The sequence below is a fragment of the Micromonospora sp. CA-259024 genome (genome assembly GCF_050936255.1).
Taxonomy (GTDB): Bacteria; Actinomycetota; Actinomycetes; order Mycobacteriales; family Micromonosporaceae; genus Micromonospora.
The window spans coordinates 871,497-885,332 of sequence record NZ_JBNJND010000001.1; the positions used below are offsets into that span (position 1 = coordinate 871,497).

At 71.0% G+C, this 13,836-nt stretch carries 9 protein-coding genes; 8 read left to right on the forward strand and 1 reads right to left on the reverse strand.

What is annotated here, in order from left to right; all coding sequences use genetic code 11:
- Window positions 1-43 precede the first annotated feature (43 nt).
- From ACQEUX_RS03620 to ACQEUX_RS03630, 3 genes are all read left to right on the forward strand, one after another.
- Window positions 44-2,029 carry a S8 family serine peptidase gene (locus ACQEUX_RS03620; protein WP_433041030.1) on the forward strand — a complete coding sequence of 662 codons (1,986 nt, stop codon included), beginning with the start codon at window positions 44-46 and terminating at the stop codon, window positions 2,027-2,029.
- Complete coding sequence (locus ACQEUX_RS03625; protein ID WP_433041033.1) at window positions 2,026-3,315, forward strand: S8 family serine peptidase; 1,290 nt, start codon at window positions 2,026-2,028, stop codon at window positions 3,313-3,315. The genes ACQEUX_RS03620 and ACQEUX_RS03625 overlap by 4 nt, the downstream gene beginning before the upstream one ends.
- Before the next feature lie 299 nt (window positions 3,316-3,614).
- A complete protein-coding gene (locus ACQEUX_RS03630) occupies window positions 3,615-5,189 on the forward strand; it encodes an alkaline phosphatase D family protein (RefSeq protein ID WP_433041036.1) in 1,575 nt (524 codons plus the stop codon).
- A 175-nt stretch (window positions 5,190-5,364) separates the two neighbouring features.
- Here the strand turns inward: ACQEUX_RS03630 and eccCa are convergent, their stop codons facing one another.
- Entirely contained in the window at window positions 5,365-9,366 is a 4,002-nt protein-coding gene (eccCa, locus tag ACQEUX_RS03635; protein WP_433049581.1) for a type VII secretion protein EccCa, read from the reverse strand.
- A 237-nt stretch (window positions 9,367-9,603) separates the two neighbouring features.
- Here eccCa and eccD point away from each other — a divergent pair, with 237 nt between their 5' ends.
- From eccD to ACQEUX_RS03660, 5 genes are all read left to right on the forward strand, one after another.
- Window positions 9,604-11,007: a type VII secretion integral membrane protein EccD gene (eccD, locus tag ACQEUX_RS03640; protein WP_433041039.1), complete on the forward strand. Its 1,404-nt coding sequence runs from the start codon at window positions 9,604-9,606 to the stop codon at window positions 11,005-11,007.
- Window positions 11,008-11,010: 3 nt separating this feature from the next.
- On the forward strand, window positions 11,011-12,414 hold the full coding sequence (gene eccB, locus ACQEUX_RS03645; protein WP_433041042.1) for a type VII secretion protein EccB: 1,404 nt from the start codon (window positions 11,011-11,013) through the stop codon (window positions 12,412-12,414).
- Between the two features lie 137 nt (window positions 12,415-12,551).
- A complete protein-coding gene (locus ACQEUX_RS03650; RefSeq protein ID WP_433041045.1) occupies window positions 12,552-12,884 on the forward strand; it encodes a hypothetical protein in 333 nt (110 codons plus the stop codon).
- A 79-nt stretch (window positions 12,885-12,963) separates the two neighbouring features.
- Window positions 12,964-13,257 carry a WXG100 family type VII secretion target gene (locus ACQEUX_RS03655; RefSeq protein WP_433041048.1) on the forward strand — a complete coding sequence of 98 codons (294 nt, stop codon included), beginning with the start codon at window positions 12,964-12,966 and terminating at the stop codon, window positions 13,255-13,257.
- 164 nt (window positions 13,258-13,421) lie between these two features.
- Window positions 13,422-13,796: a hypothetical protein gene (locus tag ACQEUX_RS03660; protein ID WP_433041051.1), complete on the forward strand. Its 375-nt coding sequence runs from the start codon at window positions 13,422-13,424 to the stop codon at window positions 13,794-13,796.
- Window positions 13,797-13,836 lie beyond the last annotated feature (40 nt).

A 13,836-nucleotide genomic window follows, 5' to 3' on the forward strand; every position in this document is an offset into this window, starting at 1 on the left:
GCCGGGGCACGCGCGAGCAGTAGCGAGGCGAAGGAGACTGCCGGTGACGGCGAAGGTGCGGGTCTGGTCGAGCCTGTCAGGGGTGGCCCTGTTGGCGGCACTGACCCTGATGAGTGGCGTGGGGCAGGCGTCGGGCGCGTCCGGGCCGGCTCTGGCGACTGCCACACCCTCCGCACCGTCGACGTCGGTCTTCGGCGAGGAGTTCGTCAAGTACTACACGGTTACCCAGACCGATCAGGGTCGGCCGGAGAGCCTGACCGAGATCTCGGGCCGGCTGTTGGGCGCGACCGGTCGGGCAAAGGAGATCTATCACCTCAACACCGGCCGGCAGCAGCCCGACGGCGGGAGGCTGACCGACTCCATGCTGCTGCGGGCCGGCTGGTTCCTGGTGCTCCCGTGGGACGCGGTCGGCGACGGGGTCCGGTACGGGCTGCTTCCGACCGAGGCCGCCGCTGCGTCGTCGACCTCCGCGCAGCCGTCGCAGGTCCCGCCGCCGCCGTCGACCGGGGCACCCGCGCACCCGGTCACCCCGGCATCGCCGGCCAGCTCTGGTCCGGCGGTACCGGCGAAACCCGGTACCGGTCGGCCGCCAGCGGACGCCCCGGTCAATCCGAAGCCTCCGGCGGCCGGCCAGACATCCCCCGCGATCGGTGGCCAGACACCGCCCGCCGTCGGCAACCAGCCGGGCAAGGGCACAAAGCCAGCGGGGCCGGGATCGTGCACCTCGTCGGGGCCGCCCCGGTCGGACTCCCACTGGGCGTACGACCGTATGGCGACTGACCAGGCGTGGGGGCGTACCCAGGGCGAAGGGGTGCTGGTCGCGGTCATCGACTCGGGGGTCGACGCCGCTACGCCGGAGCTGAACGGACGGGTCGCCATCGGTGCCGACATTCCCGCCGGCACCGAGCGTGGGAACACCGACTGCCTCGGCTCGGGTACGGCGATGGCCGGCATCGTGGCCGCCGCGGCGGGCGCACCGGCGGCGGACGGGGACAGCCAGATGAGCGGGCTTGCCCCGGCCGCGACGATCCTGCCGCTGCGGGTGGTGAACGAGACTCTGCGGACCAAGCCGGCCGATGCGGCCACGGCGATCGAGGTGGCAGCCTCCGCGGGCGCCCGTGTGGTGACCCTCGGGGCCTACGTGGACCTCACCGATCCGGCGGTGCTGGGCGCGCTGAAGTCGGCGCTCGCACACGACGTGGTGGTGGTCGCCCCGGCGCCGACCGCACCGGCGGGGGACGCGAACGGGGCGCCTACGCCGAAGCTGGAAGGTCTGCTCCTGGTCGGCGGCGTCGGCCCCGACGGGCAGCCGGCGGCGAACCATCGCCCGGACACTGTCGACGTGATCGCGCCCGGCATCGACGTGGCGAGCCTCGGGGCCAGTGGGTCGGGGATCCGGGCCAGCAGCGGCTCGCAGTACGCGGCCGCCTTCGTGGCCGGTGCGGTGACGCTGGTCCGCTCCGCCTATCCCAACCTGAACGCCGCCCAGGTGGTGAACCGGATCAAGGCCACCGCCGAGCGTGCCGGACAGGACGGCCCGGACGCGATGGTCGGCTGGGGCATGATCAACCCGAATGCGGCGGTGACCATGCAGCTTGCCGCGGAGACACAGGTGATCCGCGCCGGCGGTGGAGGCACCAGCCCAATGTGGGCACTCACCATTGGCCTCGTGGTGGTGACCGGGCTGGCCGCCGTCGCGGTTCTGGCCCGGCGCTCGCCCTCCCGGGTGGCGGAGGCGGCGGCCGGCATATCGGCGACGGCCAAGAACAGGACCAAGCCGGGCAGTGGCGCGGAATCGGCCGGTGCCGCCGCCGGTGGCGTCCCGGGCGTCGGATCGTCGGGGCCGGCTGCCGGACCGATCGGCGCGGTACCGACCAGCTCCGTCACCGGAGACCCCGCGTCGGCCCCCAGCCTGAACGCCGCCGTGCCGGGGGCGCGGCTCGTGGATCCGGACGGCCAGCCAGGCTCGGCCGATCCGCCGGACGCTGGGTCTTCGCCGACCGGTTCCACCACACCGGTACGTCGGTGAGCCGTTCCGCGCTCTCGCCCCGGCGTCGCCTCGGCGGAGCGCGTCGGTTGGCGGGCGCGGGTGCGGCGTTGGCGCTGGCCGCGCTCGCCACGGCGGCGCCGGTCGAGCCGGCCCAGGCCGGGCCGACTGTGCCCGGCTCGGTGTCGGGGGAGCGGCTGGCGCCGGCCCGCTACGCCCCCGCGTTGAGTGCTGAGCCGCCGCCGCTGCCCCAGGTCAAGGACGGCTGTGTCGGCGAGTCGCCGGCGGTGGCCGTCGGTCCGCCATGGCCGGTGCGACGTACCGCGCCGCAGGCGGTGTGGTCGCTGACCCGGGGCGAGGGGGTGCTGGTCGCCGTCGTGGACACCGGAGTGAGCGCCGCGGCCAGTGGCCTGTCCGGTGCGGTGCGGCGCGGTGCCGACGTGGTGAGGCAGGGGCCGGCCGATCAGGACTGCGTCGGCCGGGGCACCGCGCTCGCCGGGATCGTGGCGGCCCGGCCGGTGACCGGCAGCGGGTTCGTCGGGGTGGCGCCGGCCGCCCAGGTGTTACCGGTGCGGATCGTGGACGGCAAGGGCCAGCTGGGCCCGGGGGCGCTGGCGGACGGCATCCGAGCGGCCACCGAGGCGGGCGCGGACGTGATCCTGGTCGGCGTCGGCACCGCCGAGCCCGACGCGGCGCTCCGGGCAGCGGTGACGGCCGCGCTCAAGCGAGACATCGTGCTGGTCGCGTCGGTTTCCGACGCCAAGCCCTCAAGCTCCGGGCAGCGCGCCGCGCCGTGGTACCCGGCCAGCGACGACAACGTGCTCGCGGTCGGTGGCGTCGGGTCGGACGGGGCGCCGACCGAGGCCTCGCCGGCGGAAGCCGGGGTGGACCTGCTCGCGCCCTCCTCCGGCGCGGTGAGCGTCGCGCCGCGCGGCAACGGCCACTACTCGGTGGGGGGACCGGCGGTGGCGGCGGCGTACGTGGCCGGGGCGGCGGCACTGGTCCGCGCGTACCACCCCGAGCTGAGCCAGGCCGAGGTCCGGCACCGGCTGGAGTTGACGGCGGAACATCCGATCGGCGGGCAGCCACAGCCCGGCGTGGGATACGGCACCCTCGACCTGTACGAGGCGGTCGCCGCGTTGGAGATGGGTGAGGAGCGCTTTCCAGCTGGCGGGCCCGCGATGATCACGCTGCCGGAGCCTCCGCCGGCGGACCCGGCGAAGGCGGTCGCCGCGGCGGTCGCTGCCGGCATGGTGGCGACCGCGGCGGCGGCGTACGTGTCGGCGCAGATAGTCAAGCGGGGCCGGCGTCGCCGCTGGCGTCCGTGACCCACCGCGCCGTAAAGATCATCTAGCCAGCCACAGTTTCCCTGCCGGCGATGTCCCGTCTATCGGTTCTGTGCCGCCAGTTGCGACAGTCGAACGCGGAATTGCGGGCCCGGCGTGGTGGCGTGCCGCCACCACGGCCCAAGCCCGGTGGGATCCAGGCCCAGACCCCTGCCGCCAGTCAAGGCTGAACCCGCCGCCCTGGCCGCACGCGGCCGACTTCTGAGGATGGCCTGGAACACTGAACCACGACAAGAGGATCACCGATCAATATGAGCCACCCCGAAGCCTCACACTCCACGATGTCCGGTCTGAGCCGGCGAAGCCTGCTGGCGCTGGGAGGGCTCGGAACAGCTGCCGCAGTTGTTGGCGGTGCGGTCACCAAACCTGTGCGGGCAGCAGCCGGGCCACCCTTTTTCGACCACCCGTTCAGCCTGGGCGTGGCGTCCGGCGATCCCCTGCCCGATGGTGTGGTTCTCTGGACCCGGCTCGCCCCCGACCCACTCGCTCTGGACGGCAGCGGCGGTATGCCTCCGGAGACGTTCGGGGTTCGCTACGAGGTAGCCGAGGACGAGAGGTTCGCCCGGATCGTTCGCCGCGGCGCGGTTGAGGCCACACCGGAGTTCGGTCACTCGGTACACGTCGAGCTTTCCGGGCTGGAACCGGCACGGGAGTACTTCTACCGGTTCCGCTTCGGCCCGACGATCAGCCCAGTGGGCCGGACGAAGACCGCGCCCGCCTTCGACGCGTCCGTCTCGCGGCTGCGGCTTGCCGTGACAAGCTGCCAGAACTACCCGGCCGGTTACTTCATCGGCTACCGCGACATCGCCAGCCAGGACCTGGACCTGGTCGTACACCTGGGCGACTACATCTACCAAGGGCCCTCCGCCGGCAATCCCGCGATCAACCGCCCCCATGTGCCCGACGTCGAGATCATGACCTTGGCCGAGTACCGGATCCGGCACGCGCAGTACAAGACCGACCCGAACCTGCAGGCTGCCCACAGCTCGGTGCCCTTCATAGTCATTCCCGATGACCACGAGGTGACCAACAACTACGCCGACGACGCGGGCGGCGGCGCCGAAGGCGACGTGTTCCTCGCTCGCCGCGCGGCTGCCTACCAGGCGTACTACGAGAACATGCCGCTGCGGCGGTCGTCCCTGCCGAACGGCCCGGACATGCAGCTCTACCGGCGTGTCCGCTTCGGTGACCTTGCCCAGTTCCACCTGCTCGACACCAGGCAGTACCGGTCCCGTCAGGCCAAGTGGAGCGCCGCCCAGGCCGTCAAGGGTTATTCCCCGGCCGCCCTCGACCCGAATCGGACGATCCTGGGCGATGCCCAGGAACAATGGCTCCAGGAAGGTCTGGCGGCTTCGACCAGCCGGTGGAATGTCATCGGAAACCAGACCAAGTTCGCACCGTTCGACCACAAAGCCGGTTCGGGCGTGACCTTCGACTCGGTGGACAGCTGGGGTGAGGGATACGTCGCCGACCGCGACCAACTGCTCCAGTTCATCTCCAGCCATCGACCGTCGAACCCGATCGTCATCACCGGCGACGCGCACCGCAACTGGGTGTTCGACCTCAAGGCCGACTTCAGTGACCCGACCTCGGAGACGCTGGCCACCGAATACCTCGGGACCTCGATCAGCAGCGGAGGGGACGGGCCGATCTCGACCCTCTACGGCCCTACCGCAGACAACCCGCACCTGGTGTTCTCCAACAACCAGCGCGGCTACATGCAGGTCGACGTGACGCCGGAACAGTGGCGGGTCGACTTCCGGGTCTCCGACACCGTGTTGAACCCCGACGCACCGATGTACACCCTCACCACGCTCGTCACCGACGACGGCAAGCCGGGTGCCCGGCGGGTGTGACACCTGCGCGTACGCCCGCGTCGTGGGCCCGGCCATTCCGGCACGGGTCCATGACGCGGGCGGAACACCGGCCTCGTTCTTACGCCGCGAACGCGCCCGCATCCGCAGCGAACGCCAACGACGCTGGGGCCAACCTGCCACCCGCGCAGGCTGACCCCAACACCGTGACAGGGCACTAGTGGCCCGCGTCGGGCACCTCCTCCGGCGGGCTCCACGGGGTCTGGATCAGGCGGGCGCCGCGCCGGGTGCACAGCAGCGCACGCCCGGGCGGCAGATGGCGCGCCTTGGTGTTGCCGAGCAGCGGACCCTCGTTGGGCGGGCAGGAGAGCGCCAGATCCGGGCTGTTCGTCTCCTGTAGCCGCCGGATCAGCGGGTCCATCGACATCCGCATCACGTTCGCCGCACCCCGGGTCAACACCAGGTGGAAGCCGATGTCCGCGCCCTGGGCAAGGTACGGCACCAGCGGCATCAGCGGGCTGTCGTGCCCGGCGAGCAGGTCGTAGTCGTCGACCAGCACGAACAGGCGTGGTCCCGTCCACCAGTCCCGGCGGCGGAGCTGCTCAGGAGTGATGTCGCTGCCCGGTACCCGGGGTCGTAGCCCGAGCACCGCGTCGGCCACCGTCGCCTTGGTGGAGTCGACGGAGACGGAGTAGCCCAGCCGGTAGGCCTCGGGTACCGCGTCGAAGAGTTGCCGGCGGTAGTCGACGATCAGGATCCGGGCCTCGGAAGGGCTGTAGCGGGATGTCACCGACCGGGCCAGGTGACGCAGCAGGTTGGTCTTCCCGCTCTGGCTGTCGCCGAGCGAGGTCAGGTGCGGCAGCTCGGCGAAGTCGTGCCAGACCGGCTGCATCCCTGCCTCGTCCAGGCCCAGCGTGACCCGGAGGTCACCATGCGGCTCGGGCAGCGACGCGACCGGCAACACGTCCGGCAGGGTACGCACCGGCGGGGCGACGTCACCCGCCCAGAACTCGCCCACCATGGACACCAACGCCCGCACCCCATCGGTCAGGCTGTCCTGGTCGGCGGTGCCGTCGATTCGCGGCAGCGCGGCCAGGAAGTGCAGTTTGTCCGCGGTGAGGCCACGCCCGGGAAGCTGTGGCACGGTGGCCGCCATGCGGAGGTCGACGGTCGAGTCGACCGGGTCACCGAGGCGCAGCTCCAGTCTGTTGCCGATCTGGTCCCGCATCGCGTGGTGCACCTCGGACCAGCGGGACGCCGTCAGCAGCAGGTGGACCCCGAAGTTGAGTCCCTGCGCGGCGATCTGCCGGATCGCCGCCTCCAGCGACTCGAACTCCTGTCGCAGGGTGAACCAGCCGTCCACGACGAGGAACACGTCACCCAACGGGTCGTCGGTGATCCGGCCATCCGCCCGCATCTGCCGATAGGTCGCCATGCTGTCGACGCCGAGGCTTGAGAAGCGTCGCTCCCGCTGGATGATCAGGCTGGTCACCTCGGCGACCGTGCGGCCCACCCGGTCGGTGTCGAGCCGGCCGGCGACGCTGCCCACGTGTGGCAGGTCGGCGATGGCGCTGAGCGTGCCGCCGCCGAAGTCGAGGCAGTAGAACTGCACCTCGCGGGGGCTGTGGGTGAGCGCCAGGCTGGTTATTAGCGTACGCAGCAGGGTGCTCTTACCGCTGCGCGGTCCGCCGGCGATGCCGACGTGCCCGCCGACGCCGGACAGGTCCACGATCAACAGGTCGCGCAGCTGCTCGAACGGCTTGTCGATGAAGCCGACCGGTGTGATCAGCCGACCGTTGCCGGGCCAGTCGAGTGCGGTGAGCCCGAGTTCCGGGTCGGGCACCAGCGTCGGCAGGAGCTGATCCAGCGTCGGTGACGCGCCCAGTGGGGGCAGCCAGACCTGGTGTGCCGGCGGCCCGTGGTCGACCAACTGATTCACCACGGTGGCGAGCACCGTGCGTTCCAGCGGCTTCTCCACGGACATCCCGCCGTGGTCCGCCCTTCCGGCGGCGCCGTTGGCCGCCCCCACCACACCGTTCGCGTCGCTCTCCGCCGCGGCGGCCGGTGCCTCGCCGGCCGGCAGCGGTGCCGGTTCCGGAGGCGCCACCGGCTCCAGCCGGTACGGCACCACCTGCTGCTGCACGATTTCCTGCCGGACACGGTTGGTGGTGTCCCGGTACGCCCCGGAGACGTACCCCGCCTTGAACCGGATCAGCGTCGACACGTCGGTCCGCAGGTAGCCGTTGCCGGGCGACGGGGGTAGCTCGTAGGCGTCCGGTACACCGATCACCGACCGGGACTCCATGGCGGAGAAGGTACGCAGGCCGATGCGGTACGACAGGTGCGACTCGAGCTGCCCGATCCGGCCGTCGTCGACCCGCTGGCTGGCCAGCAGGAGGTGCACCGCGAGCGACCGGCCGAGTCGACCGATCATCACGAAGAGGTCCATGAAGTCCCGGTGCGTGGCCAGCAGTTCGCTGAACTCGTCCACCACGACGAACAGCGTGGGCAGCGGGTCCAGTGGAGCGCCCTGCGCACGGGCCCGTTCGTAGTCGAGTGCCGAGCTGAAACCGCCCGCCTGGCGCAGCAACTCCTGCCGCCGGACCAGTTCGCCGTGCAGCGCGTCCTGCATCCGGCCGACCAGCGCGGCCTCGTCGGCCAGGTTGGTGATCACCGCCGAGGTGTGCGGGAGCTGGTCCAGGCCGAGGAAGGTGGCGCCGCCCTTGAAGTCGACCAGGACGAAGTTGAGTGTCTCGGAGGAGTGAGTGGTGGCCAGCGCCAGCACCAGGGTACGCAGCAGCTCGCTCTTGCCCGAGCCCGTCGCGCCGATCAGCATCCCGTGCGGGCCCATGCCGCCCAGTGCCGACTCCTTGATGTCCAGCTCGACCGGGTTGCCGCCAGCGTCGATGCCGATCGGCACACGGAGCCGTTCCCCGACCGATCGCGGCCCCCACAGCTTCGTCAGGTCCAGCCGCCGCACATCCGGGATGTTCAGCATCGTGCCCAGGTCGAAGTCGGACGCCAGGGTGTCCGCCGCGGTTTCGGTGACGATACCCAGCCGGTACGGTGACAGGATCTGGGCCAACGCCGTCGCCCGGGCCACGCCCAGCCGGTCCGGCCGGGCCAGCCGGGTACGTACGTCACTGCCGACCCGGTCCCGTCGCACCATCAGCAGGTCGTCGCCGTCAACCTCGAGACAGAGCGTCCCCTTGCCGATCGACGGGGTCGAGTCGTCGAGGTCGATCAGTACCGTGTTGCGGTAGCCGGTACTGGACATCCGGCTGCCATGGCCCACCCGGCCACCGTCGCGGATCACCACCACGAACGGCTCGTCGCGGCTCGGGGCCGCGCCGGACTCCCACCGGGGCCGCGCGCTGAACGCCTCGCCGAAGTGCCGCTCCACCGCCTCGATGGTGTCGCCGACCAACCGGACCGCACCCGCGGCGTCCTGCTCGCTGTGGTGTTGCAGGTGCGGCAGCCACTTCGCCCACTCCCAGGCGGCCACCCCGTCGCCGTCCACGCAGAGCGCCAGCCGGACCTCTTCCGGTGCGTGGAACGTGATCAGTTGGCTGACCAGCGCACGGACCACCGCGCGGCTGTCCTCTTTGTCCCCGGTCACCCGTACCTGGCCGAAGCCGCGCAGGAACAGCGCGATGGGCTGGTCGGCGATGGTGGTGTAGGCCCGGATGAACCGGCGCAGCGACTTCGCCGACAGCGGCTCCAGGTCCTCGATCGGCTTGGTCTGCAGCGGCGTGATCCGCACCGCCATCCGCTGATCGCCGGTACCGACCCGCAGTTCGAGGAAGTCGGGGTGGGTGGGGCGGCGCTCCCAGCGCCGCGAGGTCATCACCAACGACCAGAGCGAGTGCGGATTCGGATGTTGCCAGCCGCTGGCGTCCCGTTGGCGGGCCACGTCCTTCCGAATCCGTTTCCGGTTCTGGGCCAGGTAGCGAAGGTAGTCGCGGCGGTCGCCACCCAGGCGCTTCTTGCGGTCCATCCCGCCGAACGCGACCTGGCCGACCACCATGGCGCCCATGGCCACCACCATCAAGCCCAGCATCACGAAGGTGAGCGGCCCCCGGGACGAGTTCATGAACATGAGCATCATCACGCCGGACATCAGCGCCATCGGCAGTACCACCATCGCCTGGCGCATGCCGTTGTTCTGCGTGTCGGGTAGCTCCGGCGGCTCCTGAATATTGATCTCGCCGGCTGGCATCTCCGGGGCGTTGCGTCGGGCGGGGCGTCGGAACAACACCGTGCTCAAAAGGGGTACCTTCCGGCTCTGCGGGACAGCACGTGTCCGGGGTCGGGGCCGAGCGGTCGCCGTTGGCCCGACCTCTACAACGGATGCCGACCGCGATCGGGTCAACGCCGTCGTGCGTCAGCCCGGAACGTGAGCAAGTTAAACCATAATTATTTGAACTCCACGGCACATGGCTGCGTCGTCAGGGTCATGAGTGTCGCCGCTGCGGAGATGTGCCGCCTCGTGGTCCATGGGCCGGGGCGGCAGTTGCAGGTCGCCGTGCCAGCCGATGTGCCGGTCGCCGACCTCCTGCCGGTGTTGCTCCACCATCTCGGGGACAACCTTGCCGATGCGGGGTTGGCCCACGGCGGCTGGGTGCTGCAACGGCTGGGTGCGCCGCCGCTGGACGAGGAGAGCAGCGTCGCGGCCCTGGGCCTGCACGACGGAGACCACGTCTACCTGCGTCCCCGCTCGGACCAGATTCCGCCGGTGCACTTCGACGACCTCGCCGACGGCATCGCCACCGGCGTGGGCAACCGGTCCGGGCTGTGGCGACCGGAGATGAGTCGCTGGTCCGCGTTGGGTGTGCTGGTGGCTCTGCTCGCCGTCGGGTTCGTCACCCTGACGATGTCCGGGCCGGCGCTGCCCCGCACGGTCGCCGCCGGGACGGTCGCGCTGATCTGCCTGGCCGGGGCGTTCGGCTTCAGCCGGGCCGCCGCCGACCGCGGGTTCGGCCTGGTCGCCGCGTCGGGCGGGATCGGGTACGCCGGCCTGGCCGGCATGACGGCACCGGACGTCACCGGCGACGGCGTGGCAGGCGTGGCACTGGTGACCGGTGCGCCGCAGTTGTTTGCCGGCATGGTGGCCGTGGCGGTGACCGCGCTGCTCGCCGGAGTGCTCCTCGGCTGGGCCGGCCCGCTCGTCGCCGCCGGGTTCAGTGTGGCTCTGTACGGCGCTCTCGGCGCGGGGCTGTCCGCGTTCCTGACGCTGCCGACCGGTGAGGCGGCGGCGGTGGTCGCGGTGTCCGCGACGGTGCTGACCGTGCTGGTCCCGATGACCGCCTTCCGGCTTGCCCGGATCCGCCTGGCCCCGTTGCCCACCGAGCCGGAGCACCTGCAGGAGGACATCGACCCGGAGCCGAGCGATGCACTGCTGGCCCAGACCGCACAGGCGGACCGGTACATGACCGGCCTGTACGCCGGGAACGGGATCGCCACCGCGGTCGCGTTGGTCCTGCTGGTGCTGAGCGGCGGGTGGGCCGCCTGGTCGCTGGTCGGACTGGTCGCCGTGGTCCGGTCGCTGGCGCTGCGCCCGATGACCAGCGCCTGGCATCGGCTGGCGCTGGCCGCACCGGCTCTGCTCGGGTTGGTGCTGATGGCCACGCGCGCGCTCGCCGACGCGGCGCCGCTGCTGCGGCTGGGCCTGGTCACCGTCGTCCTGCCGGTTGCCGGGCTGCTGCTGTTCACGCTCGGGCGCAAGCTGCCGCACCGGCGGATCATGCCGTACTGGGGGCGGATCGGAGACGTGACGCAACTGATCACCACCGTCGCCATGCTGCCGATCCTGCTCGCCGTGCTGGACGTGTACGGCGCCGCCCGGTCGTTGGGGGGCTGAACCGTGCAGTCCCGCCGCGATCAGGTCCAGGCCCAGTCGTACGTACTCGGCCGGTTGACCGGCGCCCTGGTCTCAGCCGAGCCGGACGGGCTGGAGAACCCGCACCGACGGATGACCGTCGGGACGATCTGCGGCCTGCTGGTTGCGGCCCTGGTCGTCGCCGGGTTCACCATCTACGGCTTCATCGTCCCTGGCGGGGCGAGCAAGTGGCAGGCCCCGGGGGTGCTGGTGCTGGAGAAGGAGACCGGCACCCGCTACGTCTACGCGGGCGGAACGCTGCGTCCGGTGCTCAACTACGCGTCGGCCCGGCTGCTCTTCGAGAACGCGCCGAAGGTCGTCTCGGTCTCCCGCCGTTCGCTGAAGGACGTGCCGCACGGCCAGCCGGTCGGCATTGTCGGTGCGCCGGACGCGCTGCCGGCCGTGGGTACGGTGGCCAGCCAGGTGTGGACCGTCTGCGCGTTGGCCGCGCGGGACCAGGCCGGCACGCTGTCGACCGCGACCACGCTCACCGTCGAGAAGGCCGGCGCCAGGCGCCGGGACCGCCCGCTGGGCCCGACCCAGGCGATCGTGGCGACCGCCGGTGGCGAGAGTTTCCTGATCTGGCGGGGCCGGCGGTTGCGGCTGGCCGAGCCGTGGTTGGCCCGGGTGCTCGGCTACGACCGGAGCGCCATGCCGGTCGAGGCTGGCTGGCTGGAGTCGGTGCCGCCGGGACCGGATCTGTCGCCGGTGCCGGTGTCCGGGAGGGGCTCTGGCGGGCCGACGGTCGACGGTCAGCGGTCCCGGGTCGGCGAACTGTTCGTGGCCCGGAACGCCGGGGGGCAGGAGCAGCGGTACCTGTTGCTGGCCGACGGGTTGGCGGAGCTCAACCCGGTCGCGTACACGATCGTCGCGGCCGACCCGGAGACCACGAAACTGTACGGAGGCCGCGCGGTGACGCCTGTGGAGTTGAGTCCGGCCGCGCTGGCCCAGTTGCCGGTCTCGCGGCGATCGGTGCTGCCGACCGGGGTGCCGGAGTCCCTGCCCCGGCTCGTGCAGCCCCCGGCCGGTGGGGCCTGGTGCGTCCGGCACACGATGGCCGACGGCGGGGTCGAGGTGACCGCCGACCTGCCGGTGCTCGCCTCGGCGACGGTACGCGACGGGGTCGGGTTGACCCGCACCTCGCGCACGGCCGCCCGGATCGCGGTGGAGCCGGAGGTCGGCGGCCTGGTGTTGGTCGGCCGGCTGGACCAGGCCGCCGGCTCCGGGTTCTACCTGGTCACCGACGCCGGAGTGAAGTATCCGCTGGCCTCGGCCAAGGTGGCCGAGCAACTCGGGTACCCGCCGGCCAGCGCGCGACCGGTGCCGCGCCGGCTGCTGGAGATGGTGCCGACCGGGCCGCTCCTCGAGTCGGCCCTGGCGGGGAGGTGATCGACGCTCGACGGCGGCCGGCGCGGGAAGGCCCGACTTGCCCGCCATCCGACGACGCGAGCGGTCGGTAGCCAAGAGGTTGGACGACTCCACCGGGAGTCGTCCTGGAATGCAAGTAGGAGAGAGGAAGCGGAATCGTGCCTAGTGGTCTGATTAAAGCCGACAGTGGCAGCTCAGCTGGTCTTCTTGCCGCCTTCACCGAGATGGATGGTGATCTGACGTCGGCCGAGGGTGTGCTGAAGGAGGCCTACACCGAGCTCGAGGTGATCCACAAGGGCAGCTCGGGCACCGTGTACCGGCAGGGGCTGGACGAGATCCAGCAAGGGCTGACGAAGGTCCGTAACGCACTCGGCATCCTCCAGGGCGGTGTGCACGGGACCGGCCAGATCAACGACGGGACCGAGGAATTGAACCGCGCCAGCGCTGGGAACGTCGGGCTGACGGCCGCGCCCGTCGCCAGCTGGACCTGATCGGACCAGGGCTCCCCGGCGAGGACAGCGCTTCCCAATTTCGGCCGTACCGGCCAACTGACCGGAAAGGAAATATGCGATGACCGATTTTGACGTCGTACCCAGCGGTATGGATGGGGTGGCGGACCGACTGGCTGGACTTCCCGGTCAGATCAGTAGCGCCATCAGTGACCTGATGGGGAAGGTCAACCAGTACGCAGACCTCAACAACGGTCAGGCGATCGAGACCTACCAGCGCGCCCAGTTGGAGTGGAACCAGGGGCTGGAACTGGTCAATGACGGCGTTGGGAAGTCCGCCCCCATTCTGAGGTCGATTGCCGACGAGTTCATGCAGGGCGACCGCAGGGCAGCCCAGCAGTACCCCACCGCCTGAGCCGACGCGAGACCGGTACACGGGGGCGGGTGGCGCGGGAAGCATTTTCCGCGCCGCCCGCCCCGAGCCACAGCCGGCCAGCATCCGTCCGGCTCGACTGTTGTTCATAGCCCGACCCGTTCGAAGTTGTTGACAAGACCGATTCGCTCGGAAAGGAGTCCGACATGCCGCCCCGGATTACCCACAATGACACGAGAGTCGCGGACGCGACGGCAAAGATTAACGAGCTCCGCGCTCAGAACGCCTCCGCCCGGGCGGGGATCAACGCCGGCGACACGGGGCACCCGCACGGCCTCCCGTGGGCCAACCTGACGGTCTCGGCAGGCGGTGAGAACTTCGCCAGTGGCGCGTATCTCAAGAAACGGCTCGCTGAGATCGGCACCATGGTGGACAAGGTGCTGGGGAGCTACGAAACCCGGTTGGCCACTACCTCCCGCGCGCTGACCGACACCAGGAATGGGGCGACGGATACCGAGCGGAACAACACTTCGACCGCCAACAACCTGACCATCCCGCCAGCAGCGACCTGGACCAACTGACCACCATTCAACGTCCTGCTTGACCGGGAGAACTCGATGA

Bases quoted from the DNA above. Each gene is read 5' to 3' on its own strand.
- ACQEUX_RS03655 (WP_433041048.1), top strand. From the start codon at position 12,964: ATGACCGATTTTGACGTCGTACCCAGCGGTATGGATGGGGTGGCGGAC.
- ACQEUX_RS03630 (WP_433041036.1), top strand. From the start codon at position 3,615: ATGTCCGGTCTGAGCCGGCGAAGCCTGCTGGCGCTGGGAGGGCTCGGA.
- eccD (WP_433041039.1), top strand. From the start codon at position 9,604: ATGAGTGTCGCCGCTGCGGAGATGTGCCGCCTCGTGGTCCATGGGCCG.
- eccCa (WP_433049581.1), bottom strand. From the start codon at position 9,366: ATGCCAGCCGGCGAGATCAATATTCAGGAGCCGCCGGAGCTACCCGAC.
- ACQEUX_RS03660 (WP_433041051.1), top strand. From the start codon at position 13,422: ATGCCGCCCCGGATTACCCACAATGACACGAGAGTCGCGGACGCGACG.